The sequence below is a fragment of the Streptomyces sp. DSM 40868 genome, assembly GCF_011820545.1.
Taxonomy (GTDB): domain Bacteria; phylum Actinomycetota; class Actinomycetes; order Streptomycetales; family Streptomycetaceae; genus Streptomyces; species Streptomyces eurythermus.
In genome coordinates this window covers 7,289,965-7,305,458 of the sequence record NZ_CP050504.1, presented here as the reverse complement: position 1 = coordinate 7,305,458, position 15,494 = coordinate 7,289,965, and the positions used below count along the sequence as shown (strand labels likewise).

At 73.6% G+C, this 15,494-nt stretch carries 13 protein-coding genes and 1 pseudogene; 7 read left to right on the top strand and 7 right to left on the bottom strand.

The window, feature by feature from the left end:
- Positions 1-5: 5 nt before the first annotated feature.
- The 3 genes from pcaG to pcaD are packed head-to-tail and all read left to right on the top strand — an operon-like array spanning position 6 to position 3,063.
- Complete coding sequence (gene pcaG, locus HB370_RS33075) at positions 6-608, top strand: protocatechuate 3,4-dioxygenase subunit alpha (RefSeq protein WP_030788771.1); 603 nt, start codon at positions 6-8, stop codon at positions 606-608.
- Entirely contained in the window at positions 605-1,945 is a 1,341-nt protein-coding gene (pcaB, locus tag HB370_RS33070; protein ID WP_030788774.1) for a 3-carboxy-cis,cis-muconate cycloisomerase, read from the top strand. Before pcaG ends, pcaB begins: the two co-directional genes overlap by 4 nt.
- Complete coding sequence (gene pcaD, locus HB370_RS33065; protein WP_030788776.1) at positions 1,942-3,063, top strand: 3-oxoadipate enol-lactonase; 1,122 nt, start codon at positions 1,942-1,944, stop codon at positions 3,061-3,063. The genes pcaB and pcaD overlap by 4 nt, the downstream gene beginning before the upstream one ends.
- 78 nt (positions 3,064-3,141) lie before the next feature.
- On the opposite strand, the gene HB370_RS33060 is transcribed toward pcaD, so the two are convergent.
- Both HB370_RS33060 and HB370_RS33055 read right to left on the bottom strand, forming a co-directional pair.
- Entirely contained in the window at positions 3,142-3,291 is a 150-nt protein-coding gene (locus HB370_RS33060; RefSeq protein ID WP_167345762.1) for a hypothetical protein, read from the bottom strand.
- Between the two features lie 15 nt (positions 3,292-3,306).
- Entirely contained in the window at positions 3,307-4,236 is a 930-nt protein-coding gene (locus HB370_RS33055) for an NmrA/HSCARG family protein (protein WP_030788782.1), read from the bottom strand.
- Positions 4,237-4,337: 101 nt separating this feature from the next.
- Here HB370_RS33055 and HB370_RS33050 point away from each other — a divergent pair, with 101 nt between their 5' ends.
- Positions 4,338-4,970: a TetR/AcrR family transcriptional regulator gene (locus HB370_RS33050; RefSeq protein WP_030788785.1), complete on the top strand. Its 633-nt coding sequence runs from the start codon at positions 4,338-4,340 to the stop codon at positions 4,968-4,970.
- Positions 4,971-4,985: 15 nt separating this feature from the next.
- On the opposite strand, the pseudogene HB370_RS33045 reads toward HB370_RS33050, so the two are convergent.
- Positions 4,986-7,670, bottom strand: a pseudogene (locus tag HB370_RS33045) (AAA family ATPase).
- 347 nt (positions 7,671-8,017) lie between these two features.
- Here HB370_RS33045 and HB370_RS33040 point away from each other — a divergent pair.
- A complete protein-coding gene (locus HB370_RS33040) occupies positions 8,018-9,064 on the top strand; it encodes a DUF2510 domain-containing protein (RefSeq protein ID WP_030788792.1) in 1,047 nt (348 codons plus the stop codon).
- Positions 9,065-9,082: 18 nt separating this feature from the next.
- On the opposite strand, the gene HB370_RS33035 is transcribed toward HB370_RS33040, so the two are convergent.
- Both HB370_RS33035 and HB370_RS33030 read right to left on the bottom strand, forming a co-directional pair.
- The gene (locus HB370_RS33035; RefSeq protein WP_051816034.1) at positions 9,083-9,433 is read right to left on the bottom strand and encodes a hypothetical protein; all 351 of its coding nucleotides are present in this window, start codon (positions 9,431-9,433) and stop codon (positions 9,083-9,085) included.
- A gap of 256 nt (positions 9,434-9,689) precedes the next feature.
- The gene (locus tag HB370_RS33030) at positions 9,690-10,304 is read right to left on the bottom strand and encodes a TetR/AcrR family transcriptional regulator (RefSeq protein WP_030788798.1); all 615 of its coding nucleotides are present in this window, start codon (positions 10,302-10,304) and stop codon (positions 9,690-9,692) included.
- Positions 10,305-10,489: 185 nt separating this feature from the next.
- Between HB370_RS33030 and HB370_RS33025 the strand changes: the two genes are divergently transcribed.
- Positions 10,490-11,290, top strand: a complete 801-nt coding sequence (locus tag HB370_RS33025; protein ID WP_030788801.1) for a phosphatase PAP2 family protein — start codon at positions 10,490-10,492, stop codon at positions 11,288-11,290.
- Entirely contained in the window at positions 11,287-12,300 is a 1,014-nt protein-coding gene (locus HB370_RS33020) for a hypothetical protein (protein WP_030788805.1), read from the top strand. The genes HB370_RS33025 and HB370_RS33020 overlap by 4 nt, the downstream gene beginning before the upstream one ends.
- A gap of 77 nt (positions 12,301-12,377) precedes the next feature.
- Here HB370_RS33020 and HB370_RS33015 read toward each other — a convergent pair whose 3' ends face one another.
- On the bottom strand, positions 12,378-13,232 hold the full coding sequence (locus HB370_RS33015) for a phospholipid scramblase-related protein (protein WP_030788808.1): 855 nt from the start codon (positions 13,230-13,232) through the stop codon (positions 12,378-12,380).
- 66 nt (positions 13,233-13,298) lie between these two features.
- The gene (locus HB370_RS33010; RefSeq protein WP_030788811.1) at positions 13,299-15,347 is read right to left on the bottom strand and encodes a phospholipase C, phosphocholine-specific; all 2,049 of its coding nucleotides are present in this window, start codon (positions 15,345-15,347) and stop codon (positions 13,299-13,301) included.
- Positions 15,348-15,494 lie beyond the last annotated feature (147 nt).

Sequence of the window (15,494 nt, the reverse complement as noted above, 5' to 3'; positions counted from 1 at the left end):
CCGCCATGACGCTCATCGACCCGGGCAGCCCGGAGCAGGTGCTGCCCACGCCGTCCCACACGGTCGGCCCGTTCTACGGGTACGCGCTGCCGTTCCGCGGCGGCGAGGAGATCGCCCCGCTCGGTCATCCGGACACCGTCACCGTGCACGGTCACGTCCTCGACGGCGCGGGCGATCCGCTGCCCGACGCGCTGCTCGAGGTGTGGGGCCCGCGGCCCGACGGCACGGTGGCGCGGGCGGACGGCTCGCTGCGGCGGGACCCGGCCACGGGCGGCTTCCTGGGCCGCAACGGCGTGGAGTTCACCGGCTGGGGACGGATCCAGACGGATGCGAACGGGCACTGGTACGTGCGTACGCTGCGCCCCGGCGCGCGCGGGGGGAGCGCGCCTTACCTCAGTGTCTGTGTCTTCGCGCGCGGGCTGCTCGTGCACCTGTTCACTCGTATCTATCTGCCGGGTGACGACGCCGCCCTGGCCGCCGACCCGCTGCTCACCCGGGTGGGCGACCGGCGGGACACGCTGATCGCGGGTGACGAGGGGAACGGCACCTACCGTTTCGACATCCGCCTTCAGGGTGAAGGCGAGACGGTCTTCCTGGAGTTCCAGTGACACCCGAGTTCCCTTCCTGCGCCGACACCGGTCTGCTGGCCCCCGGGCGGGGGGCGGCGGCCGCCGTGTCCGAGACCGGCGATCCCGCGTATCTGCGGGCGCTGCTCGACGCCGAGGCCGCGCTGACCCGGGCGCAGGCCGCGCTGGGGCTCGCCCCGCCCGAGGCCGCGGCGGCGGTGACCGAGGCGGCCGACCCGGCCCGGTTCGACCTGCGTTCCCTGGCCGCCCGCGCCGCCGGCGGCGGCAATCCGGTGATCCCGCTGGCCGCCGACCTGACCGCGGCGGTCGGCGCCGAGTACGGCCCCTATGTCCACCGGGGTGCCACCAGCCAGGACATCATGGACACGGCGACGATGCTGGTCGCCGTGCGCGCCCTCGGCCCGGTCCTGGCCGATCTCGGGCGCGCCGAGCGGGCGCTGGCCCGTCTCGCGGCCGGGCACCGGGACACCGTGCTGCCGGGCCGGACGCTCACCCAGCACGCCGTACCGACCACGTTCGGGCTGAAGGCGGCCGGCTGGCGTGCGCTGGTCCTGGACGCGCGCGACCGTCTCACCCGGGTACGCGACTCGCTGCCGGCCCAGCTCGGCGGGGCCGCCGGCACCCTGGCGGCGTTCCGGGCGTACGGCGCCCCGGACCCGGCCGTACTGACGGAGGCGTACGCCCGTGAAGTCGGGCTGGCCGCACCCGAGTTGCCCTGGCACACGCTGCGTACGCCGATCGCGGACCTGGCCGGGTGCCTGGCCTTCACGGCGGGCGCGCTGGGCAAGCTCGCCGTGGACGTGCTGACGTTGTCGCGCACCGAGATCGGCGAGGTGAGCGAGGGCGGCGGGGGTGGCTCGTCCGCCATGCCGCACAAGGCGAACCCGGTGCGCGCCACGCTCCTGGCGTCCGCCGCCCGGCAGGCTCCCCAGCTCGCGGCGACGCTGTACGGCTGCCTGGCCGCCGAGGACGAGCGGCCGGCCGGCGCCTGGCACGCCGAGTGGGAGCCGCTGCGCGATCTGCTCCGGCTGGTGGGCGGCGCGGCCGGACAGGCGGCGGAGCTGGCCGAGGGGCTGCGGGTGCACCCGGACGCGATGCGCGGCGATCTCGGCCGTACCCGGGGGCTGATCGTCTCCGAGCGGCTGACCGCCGTCCTCGCGCCCGTCCTCGGGCGGGCACGGGCCAAGGAGCTGCTGACCGAACTGGCCCGCCGCGCCCACGACGAGAACCGCCCGCTGCGTGAACTCCTGGAAGAGCAGGAGGAGTTGGCGGGCATCGACCTGGCCGGGGCGACCGACCCGGCCAGATACACCGGTTTCGCCGGGACCCTCACCGACCGTGCTCTGGAGCGACGTTGACCGTGACCCTCCTCCATTACCGTGCGGAAGGCCCCGCTTCCGCGCCGCCGCTGCTGCTCGGGCCCTCGCTCGGCACCTCGCTCGCCCTGTGGGACCGGGTGGCGCCCGAACTGTCCGCGAGCCACCGGGTGATCCGCTGGGACCTGCCGGGGCACGGCGGTTCGGCGGCGGACCTGATCGGGCCGGGCGCGACCGTCGGCGACCTGGCCGCGCTGGTGCTGGCGCTCGCCGACGCGCTCGGCGTCGACCGGTTCGCCTACGCGGGCGTGTCCCTGGGCGGCGCGGTCGGCCTGCACCTGGCCGTCCACCACCCCGAGCGGCTGACCTCGCTGGCGGTGCTGTGCTCCTCGGCCCGCTTCGGCGGTGCGGCGCCCTGGCGGGAGCGGGCGGAGCGGGTGCGTCGCGAGGGACTGCAGTGGCTGGCCGAGAGCGCCGACGCGCGCTGGTTCACGCCCGGGTTCAGCGTGCCGGAACTGGTCCGGGACCACCGTACGGCCGACCCGGAGGCGTATGCCGCCTGCTGCGACGCGCTCGCCGCGTTCGACCTGCGCGACCGGCTCGCCGGGATCACCGTACCGACGCTGTGCGTGGCCGGGCGGGAGGATCCCGCGACCCCTCCCGCGCATCTGCGGGAGATCGCGGACGCGGTGCCGGGGGCGGCGCTGGTGGAGCTGCCCGGGGCTTCTCATCTGGCCCCGGCGCAGGTCCCCCGGGCGGTGCTGGCGGCGCTGCGCACCCAGCTCGACGGGCCGCCGGCGAGCGGGCTGGCGGTGCGCCGCGCGGTGCTGGGCGATGCCCATGTGGACCGTGCGCAGGCCCGGCAGACCCCGTTCACCGCCCGCTTCCAGGACTTCATCTCCCGCTACGCCTGGGGCGAGATCTGGACCGACCCGACGCTGTCGCGCCGCGAGCGCAGCATGATCACGCTGACCGCGCTGGTCGCGCACGGCCACTACGAGGAGCTGGCGATGCACGTCCGGGCGGCCCGGCGCAACGGGCTGACACCGGAGGAGATCGGCGCGGTGCTGTTGCAGACCGCCGTGTACTGCGGCGTACCGGCCGCCAACTCGGCGTTCGCGACGGCCCAGCGAGTCCTCGCCGAGGAGGACCCGGGCTGACCGGCGAGGAAGGTGCCCCTGCCGGTCGTACTGCCAGGAGGCCGGCGGTCAGCGGCGGTACCGTGGCGCGCGGCTCGTTCAGGCCCGTCGGACCGCCCTGATGAGCAACGTGGCCGCGCTGCGCGGCGCGTCGGTGGGCGACGGCAACGTGTCGACGCCGATGCCGGTGAACCCGGACTCGTCCAAGACCTTGGTCCAGACGTGTTCCTGGAGCACCCATCGGCGCATCGTGGTCGCCCCTGGTCACGCCGGATGCCCATGGCCGGACACGGGTGTCAGTTGCTCGTCCGCCCATTCGGCGAAGGTGGTGATCGGGATGCCCAGTTCCTGGGCGAATTCGGGCCGGGCGGGTTGGAGGACCATGTTGTTCCACTCGTGTCCGGCTCCCCACTTCGGCATGCCCGCGTCGAGGGCCTCTTCCAGGCTCATGGAAGGGGCGGTCACGGGCACGCCCCAGGCGGCGGACAAGGTCTGCGTGATCTGTTCCATCGTGCGCAGGTCGCCGGCCAGTTCCAGTTCCACCTGGTGGAACCGGTCGGGGTCGTGGAGGGCGTGCGCCGCGGCGGTGCCGATGTCCCGCACGGCCACCAGGGCCAGTTCGGTATCCGGTTTCAGTACCGTCAGCAGGCCGCCGCGGGGCCCCCGGGGTGCCAGCAGGGGCAGGTTCTCCATGAAGAAGGCGGGCTTGATCACCGTCCAGCGGGCGAAGCCCGCGTCGCGTACCGCCTCCATGATCGCCTGCTTGGTGTGGAAGTAGTCGGCCATCGCCGCCCAGCGGCCTTCGGTCCAGCCGGGGACCTGGGTGTGCTCACCGACTCCGCTGGTCGAGGACTGCACGAACTGCCGCACTCCCTCGGCCTTCGCGGCATCCACCAGGTTGGTGGCCTGGGTCAGCTCGCCCACGAAGTCCACACCGGTCTCGGTCATCGGCGGCATCTGCACGGAGAACACGGCGCGGACCCCTTCGACCGCCGGGCCGAGGGTGGCCCGGTCGGAAAGGTCCGCTCGCACCAGTTCGGCGCCCAGCGCCTCGATCGCCCGTGCGGGCTTCGACCTCGGATCGCGTACGAGTGCGCGTACGGGTACCCCGGCGGCCAGGAGTGCGCGAGCCGTGGCCCCGCCCTGCCGTCCGGTGGCTCCGGTGACCAGGACGGTATCGGTGTCGACGGGCATGGCCGCTGCTCCTCACGAACCGGAGAAGGAAAACGGCGGGGGCCGCCGTTTTGTCTGCCGCTACGATATGGCGGGGCCCGCCGTTTAGCAATGGGGAGATCATGACCGGCCAACGCTCAGACGCCCGGCGCAATTACCGGCTCATCCTCGCTGCCGCCGAAGCCGAGGTCGCCGCGCACGGCGCCGACGCGTCCCAGGAGCGGATCGCCCGGACCGCGGGCGTCGGATCGGCGACCGTGCGCCGCCACTTCCCCACCCGTCGGGCCCTTCTCGAAGCCGTCTTCCAGGAGCGCATCGACGTTCTGTGCGCGCACGCCCATCGGCTGAGTACGGCCGAGGACAGCCGCACCGCCCTCTTGGAGTGGCTCCGCGCTCTCGTCGCCTATGCCGTCTCGGCCCGCGGATTCGCCAACGTCCTCAGCTACGAACCCCCCACCGAAGAACCCTCCCCGCACTCCTGTGGCAAAAGAATCGAGGCGGCCGGAGATCCCCTGCTCCAGCGAGCCATTCGCGACAAGGCGGTCGCACCGCATGTCACCTTCCACGACCTGCTGACCCTCGCTGTCGGCATCGCCCTGGCCACCGAGCATCACGAGAACCCCGACACCCAGGCCGGCCGCCTCTTCCGCCTCGCCGTGGAAGGGATCAGCCCCGCGCACGGCACCGCTGGAGTGCCCGGGAACTCCGGCCCTTCGGCACCGATGACAGAAAGCCTGCCGAATGACCCGGTGTGACAAGCCTCGATCGCTTCAGCGCGGGCCCCGCGCGCCGGCCAGGGCCTTCCGGGCCCGGTCCGCCAGGCCGTCCGCGCCGCAGAGGCGGGCGAGTTCCAGGCCCCGGGCGAGCTCGGCGGCCGAGCCGGCGGCGATGCCGTACTCGACGCGGGCGGCCGCGTGTTCGTACTGGCAGGGCGAGGCCTCCAGGTAGGCGACGGCGCGGGCGGCGAGCCGTACCGCGCGCTGGCCGGTCTCCAGCGCGGCGGCGCAGCGCAGGGCCTCGCCGATGGCGGTGTCCGTGCCGAACCGCTCGGCCTGTTTTCGGGCGTCGGCGGCGAGTTGGGCGGCGCGGGCCGGGTCCGTCCCGGCGAGGGCCCGGGCGAGGTCGACGGACCAGGGCGCGAGCACCGGGTTGTGGCCGCCTCGGGAGGCGGCGGTCTTCTCGGCGGCCTCCAGTTCGCCGATGCCTTCGGCGGTGCGGCCGACGGCGAGCAGCAGCCGGCCGCGCACGGAGCGGATGTCGGGCAGCACGATGGTGGACGGGTACGGCGGTGCGAAGCCGTACTGTTCGGCGACCGACCAGGCTTCCTCCACCCGGCCGCGGGCGAGCAGGGTGTCGACCAGTCCGCAGGTGGCCGACCAGTACAACGGCAGGCGGCGGCCGACGCGTTCGGCGAGCCGTACGGCTTCGCGCAGGGTGGCCTCGGCGTCGGGCAACCGGCCCTGTCTGCGGTAGGCGAGTCCGAGGAAGGCGTTGGCCAGGGAGAGGTGGACGCCGCGCCAGCCGGCCGAGGTGTAGACGCGCCGGGCCTCGGAGAACAGGCTTTCGGCGCGGTCGAGCCGGTCGGCGTAGGCGTACGCGCTGCCGAGCATCATCAGCAGTTCCATGCCCCACTCGGGGTCGGTCCAGCCGAGGCCGGGCGCGAGGCGGCCGTTGACGAGGGCGCGGTCGCACAGGTCGACGACCGCGTCGGCGCTCTCGCCGTGGGTCATGGCGTCGAAGGCGCGCAGGATCAGCAGGGCGCGTTCGGCGTTGTCACGGCCGGTGCAGGTGCTCGCGAGTTCGGCGAGGCGCCGGGAGCGGGCCGGGGCGACGGTCTCGCCGTGGATGCCCTCCCACATGAACTGGAACGCCTGCAGCCGCAGTCGTACCGGGCCGGCCGCGTGCCGGGCGGCCTCGGCCTCGACGGTGCGGACGGCTTCCTCCAGCTGGTCGTTGTGGAGCAGCGCCTGGGAGAGGCGGACGACGGCGTCGACGCGGTCGTCGCCGTCCAGGCCGGGCATGCCGAGCGCGCTGCGCAACTGGTCGATGGAGACGGCGGGGTTGGTCAGCAGGGTGGCGCAGCCCAGTTCGTACAGCACATGCGCGTGCACCTCGGGCAGGGGCGGTTCCCGCAGCGCGCGTTCCAGGCAGCGGCGGGCGGCGTCCGGGGCGCCGACGGCGAGGTGTTCGCGGGCCGCCTGACGCAACTACTCGACCAATTCCTCGTCTTCGTCAGGGTGCACCTTCAGCAGGTGCCGGGCGGCCTCGGCGGCGCCCCGGCCCAGTTCGTTGACGAGCTGCGCGGCGACGCCGTGCATGGCGGTGCACACCCCGGAAGGGATGGACTGGTAGACGTCGGTGGCGATGAGCGGGTGGACGAACTCCAGCTCGCCGGTGTCGGCCTCGGTGCCCGTGGCCGGTCCGGTGCGGGTGAGGATGCGGGCGGCGCACAGCACGTCGGCGCAAGCGCGGGCGAGGTCGTCGTCCATGGTGGCGAGGCGGGCGACCATGTCGACGGTGATGCCGGTGCCGAGAATGGCGGCGGCCCAGGCGAACCGGGTGGCCTCCAGGCCGAGGCCCTTGAGCCGGTCGACCAGTCCGCCGCCGCGGGCCGCGCGGTTGAGGGCACGCAGCTCCCCGGCGTGCGACTCGACCGGCTCGAGTTCGCTGTCGTGCACCTTGGCGAGGAGTTCGACGGTCTCGTAGGGGTTGCCGTCGGTGACCGCCCAGACCTCGCGGCAGAACGCGTCGTCGGCGTGCCGGCCGAGGGTGGCGCGGGTGAGTCCGGCGGTGGCGCCCGGGGTGAGGGCGCTCAGGTCGTTGACGGGGCGGCCCGCGGCGGCGGCGACCGCGTCGAGGTGGCGGGCGCCGACCCCGCCGGCCCGGTCGGGCCTGCGGGCGACCACGACGAGTACCGGGACGTCGTCCAGGCGTTCGGCGAACGCGGCGAGCCAGCGCAGGGTTTCCGGGTCGGCCCAGTGGGCGTCGTCGAGCAGCAGGACGAGCGGCCAGGTGCGGCGGGCGATCCGGCGTACGGCGGAGACGAGTCCGTCGCGGACGTAGTGCGGGTCGGCGTTGTCGCCGGGCGGTTCCGTTATGCCGAGGGCGGGGCCGGCGATGTCGTGCCAGTCGCCGAGGTGGTCGCGGATGTCTTCGGGCGGGAGGGACAGCAGTGCGGGCTGGAGCAGTTGGCGCAGGACGTGGAACGGGACGGATCTGAGGGTCTCGGCGCCGCGGGCGGACCAGACGGAGCAGCCGCGGCGTTCGGCCATGCGGCGGGTCTCGGCCAGCAGCGCGGTCTTGCCGAGTCCGGCCTTGCCACGGAAGACCAGCAGGGCGCCCGGGGCGTTCCGGCCGGCGCACAGGGCGTCGAGCGCCGCCGCGACGGTGGCGAGTTCGGCGTCCCGCTCCCACAGGGGTGCCGAGCCGGCCGCCGTGGGCCGTCCGTCCGTCATCCCGTTCCCTCCCCAGGTCGCCCGCACGGCATGCAGGCACCGAGCGTAGCCGTCCGGCGTGGCCCGCGGGGGCGGTCGGGGCAGGTGCTGCCCGGCCGGGTGAAAGACGGTACGCGTGGGTGACTCCGGCCCCGGGCCGGCCGGTCGTGCAGGCGGGCCGGGCCGGGCCGGGGTCCGCGGGGCGGCCGTCCAGCAGCTCCCCGACGCGGGCGTCGGCCCGGGACGGGCCGCGGGTCCAAGGGGGCGGCCACCGGCACGCGGGTTTCGCGGGGCGGGTTCTGCCGGTCCGCCCGCACGGCGGCGGATCCTCTCATCACACTTTCACCGACACCTCATACGGTGGGGGCATGACGCAGGTGACTCCTCCCGGGTGGTACCCCGACCCCGGGCAGACGAACGACGCCCCGCCCACCGAGCGCTGGTGGGACGGTACGGCCTGGACGGACCGGACCCGCCCGGCGGGCACGGCCGCCCCGTGGGGTCCCCCCGCACCGCAGGCGGCGCAGCCGGGCGCCCAGGCTCCCGGGGGGTACGCCGGGTACCCGGGGTACCCCGCGTATCCGGCCCAGCCGCCGGCCCGGTCCCGGCGCGGGCTGCGCACCGGGATAGCCGTCGCGGTGACGGCCGCGGTACTGGCGAGCATCGGGGTCGGTGTGTACGCCCTGACCAAGGACGACGGCGGGGGCGACCGCGCGGGGTCGGCGCAGGGGCCGTCCGGCGGGGACGGCGGCCGGGGCCCGCAGGGCGGCCCGGGAGGCCCCGGCGGGTCCGGTGGATCCGGCGGATCGGATGGACCCGGCGGGTCGGGTGGTTCCGGTGGGGACTCGCCGTCCACGGGTCCGTCGGGTGCGCCGGAGATCGAGGGGGGCGGCACGGTGCCGGACCCGGTCAACGGGATAAGCCTGCCGGTGCCCGAGGGCTGGACCGGGCAGACGCTGAGCGCCGGTGCGCAGGTGACCTCCGAGGACACCTACAAGTGCCCCGGCGACACGACGCAGACCTGCACGGCGGGCGGCGCCTACTCGGCTCCGGCGATGGTGCTGCGCGTCAAGGGGGACACCGCCGAGGAGGTCGCCAAGGCGGACATCGCGGCCAACGCCAAGGAGTCCTACGGCGGCACCACCTACGGCGGCATCACCTCGCACGAGGAGCTGGCCTCCGAGGCGGTGACGGTGGCCGGGCAGAAGGGGTACCTGGTCCGCTGGAAGGCGGTCACCAGCAAGGGCGCCGACGGCTACGTCGAGTCCGTCGCCTTCCCCTCCCCCGACGCCCCCGAGCGGATCGTCGTGATCCGCTTCGGTCTGGACGTCGGCCAGAAGCTGTCGGTCATGGACGAGATCCTGAAGGGCGTCAAGGTCTCGTCGGCCGGCACGGGCAACGGACAGGCCGTGTAGTCGCGGATGCCGCCCCGGTCATCCGTGCGGACGGGACCGGATCGCGCTCCCCGGCAGCCGGGGGCCGGGCACGGCGCGTTCCGGCGCGCTCCCGGCGGGGAGCGCCGCCGTCCTGTCGGTCGCGCACAGCCGGCACCGGACGCGGTCCAGGCGGGAGAGGCGTCCCTTGGGGTCGTACTGGTAGTCGTCCCGTACGGACCCCTGGCAGCCGTCGGTGCCGCACGGGGCCGCCCCGGAGAGGTGCCCGTACGGGGTGCAGCGGACGGTCCCGGTGTTGCACTCCAGGCACGGAAAGGGGTGCAGTCCGTCGTCGTTGACCACGTACGCGATCATCTCCGGCAGGTGGCAGTTCGGGCAGATGGCGGCCATGGGGCGTGCTCTCCTTCGATCAAGCCACACGAGTGACATGCCGCCAACGACGGTCCAGGAGCCGCGGTCACTGCCGTGTTCGGCGCGCGCGGGAGCCCGTCGGCGCCCGGGGCTTGCGGGGACATGAGTCGGCCGGGTGGGATTCCCCTCCGCTCAAGAGGAATCCCACCCGGCCGGGGGGTGCGCGCCGCCCCCGTCCCCACGGTGCGGCGCGGGCAGGCCGCCGTTCAGTCATCCCGTGAACGGCGCCCCGCGTCTATGCCAGTCCGAGCGCGGGCAGCACCGCGGCCTCCACGAACCGGACCAGATAGTCGGCGTCGGCGTACTGCCCGTTCAGCACGGGTCGTACACGCAGGACGCCGAACATCATGGCGGGGATGTACTCCAGCGCGGGGTGGTCCGCCCGGACCTCGCCCCGGGCGACGCCCCGGGCGAGCATCTCCTCCAGCGCGGCGATCTCCGGGTGGACCAGCGCCTCGCGCAGCGCCTGGGCCAGTTCCTGGTCCGACGTCACCGCGTGCCCCAGCGCCTGGAGCAGCCGGGTGTCCTTGCCCGACCAGTCGCCCGCGGCCCGGGCGGCCTGGCGCAGGTCCTCGGCGAGCGACCCGGTGTCGATGCCGGCGAACCGCACCCGGCGGCTGGCCCGCAGGGCGGCGGCGACGAACTGCGGCTTGGTCTTCCACTGCCGGTAGAGCGTGGACTTGCTGCACCGGGTGCTGGCGGCGATGCCCTCCATGGTGACGGAGTCGTAGCCGCACTCGCGGATCTGTTCCAGCACGGCGTCGAAGAACTCCCGCTCACGCTCCGGCGTGATCTTGGAGCGGCGCGAGGCGACGACCGTCTCCGGTCCCTCCGCGGCCTGCGACGTCATGCGGTGCTTCCCCTCGCTCGTACTGCGTCCAGTGTGGCGCACATCAATCGATACGCAAGTGTACCGGTACTCCACCGTATCGGTACACTGGCGTATCGGTACGGCAACGTATCGATGAAGGTCCCGGTGACCGACCGGGACGAACGCACCACCGCACGCACCACCGTCAGTGAAGGGGCCGGGGGATGAATGCCCGAACCGAGCCTGCGGAGGCGGAAACGGCACCGGCCACCCCGGCACGCCCGCCTCTGATACGTGAGTTCCTGCTGGTAGCCGGGCTCTTCCTGGTCTACAAACTCGGCCGCCAGCTGGCCACCGGCCACACCGGGGACGCGTTCCGCAACGCCCGCCGCGTGTGGGACCTGGAGCGGGCCGTGCGTCTCCCCCACGAGAACGCCGTGCAGTCCGCGCTGCTGCACGGCGACACCCTCGTCCATCTGGCGAACACCTACTACGCGACCGTCCACTTCCCGGCCACGCTCGCCTTCCTGGTCTGGCTGTACGTGCGCCGGCCCGCGCACTACGTCTGGGCCCGCCGGGTCCTCGCGGTCGTCACCACGGCCGCCCTGGTGCTGCCGTTCACCTTCCCGCTGGCCCCGCCGCGGATGCTGACCGGCACGGGGCTGGTGGACACCGGCCGGGTCTACGGGCCCTCCGTGTACGGCCCGCCGTCCAGCGACCACCTGTCCAACCAGTTCGCGGCGATGCCCTCGCTGCACTTCGGCTGGGCGCTGATGCTGGCCATCGGCCTGATCGCCGCGACCAAGTCCCGCCTGCGCTGGCTGTGGCTGCTGCACCCGCTGATCACCCTGCTGGTGATCGTGGGCACGGCGAACCACTACTGGCTCGACGCGCTCGTGGCCACCGCCATGCTCGGCCTCGCCCTCGCCGCCATCCACCCGCCCCGGCGCACCGCCACCACGGCGGGACGCGGCACCGGTGTGCCGGTCGCCCGGGAGCCCGTGCCGGCGGGAGCGGTCCGATGAGCGCCGCCGCCCTGGCCGCCCTCGGCCTGTCGCTGGTGTCGGCCGTCGCCTACGCGCTGGCCGCCGTCGCCCAGGAGCGCCTGGCCGCCCGCGGCACCGGCACCGGGCTGCTGCGGCTGCTGGGCACCGGCGCCTGGTGGTCGGCGGTCGGGCTGAACGCCGGCGCCGCGCTGCTGCACGTCGTCGCCCTGAAGTACGGCCCGCTGACCGTGGTACAGCCACTCGGCGCGCTCACCCTGGTCGCGGCCGTGCCGCTGGGCGCGCGGGCGGCCGGGCGGCGGGTCAGCGCGGTGGAGTGGCGCGGTACGGCGCTCACCCTGCTGGGGCTGGCCGCGCTGCTGGTCGCCGCGTCCGGTCCGGCGCCCTCGCGGGTGCTGTCGCTGCCGGCGGCGCTGGTGGTCGCGGGGGCGACGGCCGCCGCGATCGGACTGCTCTCCTGGCCCGGCGCGCGCCCGGGCCTGCGGCACGCGACCGCGTCCGGCTTCGCCTCCGGGGTGGCCTCCGCGCTCACCCAGACGGTGACCGTGGCGGCCACGGACCGCTCGGGTCCGGTGCTGGACACCGAGGTGATCGTGGGTGCCGTACTCGTCGCCGCGTTCGCCGTGGGCGGGCTGCTGCTGTCCCAGACCGCCTACCGCGGCGGGCTGGGCGCGCCGCTCGCCGTCGTCACCCTGGCCAATCCGGTCGCCGCCGCGGTGATCGGCCTCAGCCTGCTGGGGCAGGGACTGCGGGGCGGGGCCGGCGGGGTGCTGCTGGCGGTGGCCGGCGCGGGGCTGGCCGGCTGGGGTGTGCTGCTGCTCACCCGGGCGGCCCCCGCCCCGGATCCGGGCGGGCCGACGGCGGACGAGGACCATCCGGTGGCGGCCGTACTGGCCCTGGAGCCGGGCACGGCCACCGCCGAACCGGCCCTCGTCCCACGCCGGCCCGGGCCGGACACGGGCACGGGTGCCGAGGGGCCGGCGCGCCTGCCCCGGCAGCCGGAGCAGCCGGGGCATCTCACGGCCCTGTGAGGCGTCATACGGCGGCGGCCGGTGCGCGGGGAGTCCCCCGGGCACCGGCCGCCGCCGTTCCGTGCGTCCGCTTCGGCTCAGCCCCAGCCGCGGGCGTCCTGCTTGAGCGCGGTGTCCACGGTCAGCGCCGTGGCCACCACCAGGCTCAGCAAGGGTTCGGGCAGCTGGTAGTGGATCTGCAGGACGTAGTTGTCCGCGGTCGTGAAGAGCGTCTTGGCCAGGCCCTCCCACGTCTTGGTGATGCGGGCGACCTCGTTGTCCGCGTGGTCGACGATCGCGAAGTTCCAGGCCCGCCAGTTCTCCGCCTTGATCGCGCCGACCTGCTGGCCGTTCGCCATCATCGCGAAGTTGATCTTGCCGATCATGTTCTTCTGGACGATCTCGCCCACCGGGGAGCCGTCCGGACGGGTCACGATCACCCGGGACTTGAAGATCTTCGCGGGCCGGGTCAGCAGCAGCTGCGGCTGGCCGTGGGCGTCGCGGATCTCCAGCTTGTGGGTCAGGAACTGGTCCAGGCTGGAGACGAAGCGCAGGATCTTGCGCAGGACGCCCTGTCCGACCTGGGTGACCGAGCCGAGCTCCCGGCCGCTCTGGTCCATGACCTTGTACTCGTTGGTCAGCTCGATGAGCTTGGCCTTCTGGTTCACGACCAGGACGGGCTCGGTGAAGAGGGTGCCGCCGCCGGCGCCGCCGGCCGAGACACCGGCCTGCTTCTGCACCTGGCGCTGGACCTTGGGGTCGGCGGCGGCAGCCTGCTGCTGCGGGAAGGCGGCCTGCTGGGCCGGGGCCTGCTGCGGCGGAACCTGCCCGGCGGCCTGCTGGGCCGGGTTGGTGTGGTCGGTCCACTGCGTGCCGTCCCAGTAACGCAGCGTGTTCTGCGCTCCGTGCGGATCCGGGTACCAGCCGGCAGGGGTGTTCGATTGCGTGGTCACCGGGGCACACTACCCTGATGTGACCGGTACCTGACCAGTCCGCACGGAGCGGTGTTCATCGGTCGTTCACCCCGTGGCGATCGCCGGATCGCTCACGCCGGGCTGTCCGTTCTCCACATGACCGGCGAAGCCGCGCAGGAAGCCCGGGTCGGCGTCCGAGGTCACGGTCAGGTCGTACCAGCGCTTGCTCGCCGCGAGGCTCACCGTCTGCCGCACGGTGGCGCCGGGTCGCACCGTCACCGTGAGCGGGCTGCCGCCGTAACCGTCGGTGACCTTCAGCCGCGCGGTGCCGGAGCCCTTGTTGGTGAAGGCCAGCTCGATGTCGTCGCCCGTGTGCCGGGCGGTGACCTCGGGGCCGGCCACCTTGTTGCGGCCCTTGAAGACCCGCAGGAAGCCGTTGGGCCCGTGCACCGTGAGGTCGTAGTCGCCGCCGGAGTACACCGAGTTCCAGGTGTCCGACAACGTCCTGCCCGCCTCGGTGGTGTACGTCCAGGGGCCGTCGGTGCGGCTGTCGGACGTCACCAGGAAGGCCGCGCCGGCACCCGCTCCGGAGGCGAAGGTGAGCGTGTACTTGCCGGCCGCCGTGTCCGCCGAACCGTCCACCACGGGGGCGTACTTCAGCGGGCGGGTGGGCCGGCTGCCGGGCTCCTGCCGGGGCAGCGAGCCCTGGGCGGGGGGCTTCGGCACGTAGTCCGGGTGCCGTTCGCGGTCCGGCGGCCGGTAACCGGCCGTGGAGGGCAGCGCCACCGGCGTGGTGTCCTGGCGGGAGAAGTCGAAGGCGCTCGTCAGATCGCCGCATATGGCACGGCGCCAGGGCGAGATGTTGGGCTCCTCGACGCCGAAGCGGCGCTCGATGAACCGGATGATCGAGGTGTGGTCGAAGGTCTCGGAGCAGACGTAACCGCCCTTGCTCCACGGGGAGACGACCAGCATCGGCACCCGCTGGCCGAGCCCGTAGGGGCCGGCGACATGGCCGCTGTCGCCCTTGAACACGTCGGGCGCGGGGTCGGCCGTGGACTTGCCCTGGGCGGTGGAGGCCGGCGGGTAGGGCGGGATGACGTGGTCGAAGAAGCCGTCGTTCTCGTCGTAGGTGAGGAACAGCGCGGTCCTGCCCCACACGTCGGGGTCGGCGGTGAGCGCGTCCAGGACCTGGGAGATGTACCAGGCACCGTAGTTCGCCGGCCAGTTGGGGTGTTCGGTGAACGCCTCGGGGGCGACGATCCAGGAGACCTGGGGCAGCGTGCCCGCCTTGACGTCCGCCTTCAGCCGGTCGAAGAAGCCCTCCCCCTTGCGGGCGTCGGTGCCGGTGCGGGCCTTGTCGTAGAGCGGGCTGCCGGGCTGGGCGGTGCGGTACTGGTTGAAGTAGAGCAGCGAGTTGTCGCCGTAGTTGCCGCGGTAGGCGTCGTTGATCCAGCCCCATGAGCCGCTCGCGTCCAGTCCGTCGCCGACGTCCTGGTAGATCTTCCAGGAGACGCCGGCCCGCTCCAGGCGCTCGGGGTACGTCGTCCAGCCGTAGCCCTTCTCCTCGTTGCCGAGGACCGGGCCGCCGCCCTTGCCGTCGTTGCCTGTGTAACCCGTCCACATGTAGTAGCGGTTGGGGTCGGTGGAGCCGATGAACGAGCAGTGGTAGGCGTCGCAGACGGTGAAGGCGTCCGCGAGCGCGTAGTGGAAGGGGATGTCGTCGCGCGTCAGGTACGCCATGGTCGTCGCGGACTTGGCGGGCACCCACTTGTCGTACTTGCCGCCGTTGAACGCGGTGTGGCCGTCGTTCCAGCCGTGCGGGAGGTCCTGGATGAAGGCCAGGCCGAGGTCGTCGGCGTCGGGGTGGAAGGGCAGGATGTCCTTGGTGCCGTCGGACTGCTTCCAGACGGACCGGCCCTTCCGGGTGACCGGGCGGGGGTCGCCGAAGCCGCGTACTCCGCGCAGGGAGCCGAAGTAGTGATCGAAGGAACGGTTCTCCTGCATCAGGACGACGATGTGCTCCACGTCGTCCAGCGATCCGGTGCGGTAGCGGGCGGGCAGGGCCGCCGCGCGCTGGATGCTGCCGGCCAGCGCCGTGAACGCCGTGGAGGCGCCCGCGAGCTGGAGGAAGCGCCGCCGGTTGACTTCGGGCATGAGTGAGGGTCCTCTCGTCCTGACGTGCACGGTTGCCGCCGGCTGACGGAATGTGCGCGGAGCGAGTGTTCCAAGAGCAGCAAACGTCAGGGAAGGGTGCGGTGGCACGGATGTGAACTCATCGCTACATGAGGTGTGCGGAACCCT

Coding starts and splice junctions, on each gene's coding strand:
- HB370_RS33055 (WP_030788782.1), bottom strand. CDS start 4,236: ATGCCCGTCGACACCGATACCGTCCTGGTCACCGGAGCCACCGGACGG.
- HB370_RS33010 (WP_030788811.1), bottom strand. CDS start 15,347: ATGCCCGAAGTCAACCGGCGGCGCTTCCTCCAGCTCGCGGGCGCCTCC.
- HB370_RS33035 (WP_051816034.1), bottom strand. CDS start 9,433: ATGGCCGCCATCTGCCCGAACTGCCACCTGCCGGAGATGATCGCGTAC.
- HB370_RS33040 (WP_030788792.1), top strand. CDS start 8,018: ATGACGCAGGTGACTCCTCCCGGGTGGTACCCCGACCCCGGGCAGACG.
- pcaG (WP_030788771.1), top strand. CDS start 6: ATGACGCTCATCGACCCGGGCAGCCCGGAGCAGGTGCTGCCCACGCCG.
- HB370_RS33060 (WP_167345762.1), bottom strand. CDS start 3,291: ATGCGCCGATGGGTGCTCCAGGAACACGTCTGGACCAAGGTCTTGGAC.
- HB370_RS33030 (WP_030788798.1), bottom strand. CDS start 10,304: ATGACGTCGCAGGCCGCGGAGGGACCGGAGACGGTCGTCGCCTCGCGC.
- HB370_RS33050 (WP_030788785.1), top strand. CDS start 4,338: ATGACCGGCCAACGCTCAGACGCCCGGCGCAATTACCGGCTCATCCTC.
- HB370_RS33025 (WP_030788801.1), top strand. CDS start 10,490: ATGAATGCCCGAACCGAGCCTGCGGAGGCGGAAACGGCACCGGCCACC.
- HB370_RS33020 (WP_030788805.1), top strand. CDS start 11,287: ATGAGCGCCGCCGCCCTGGCCGCCCTCGGCCTGTCGCTGGTGTCGGCC.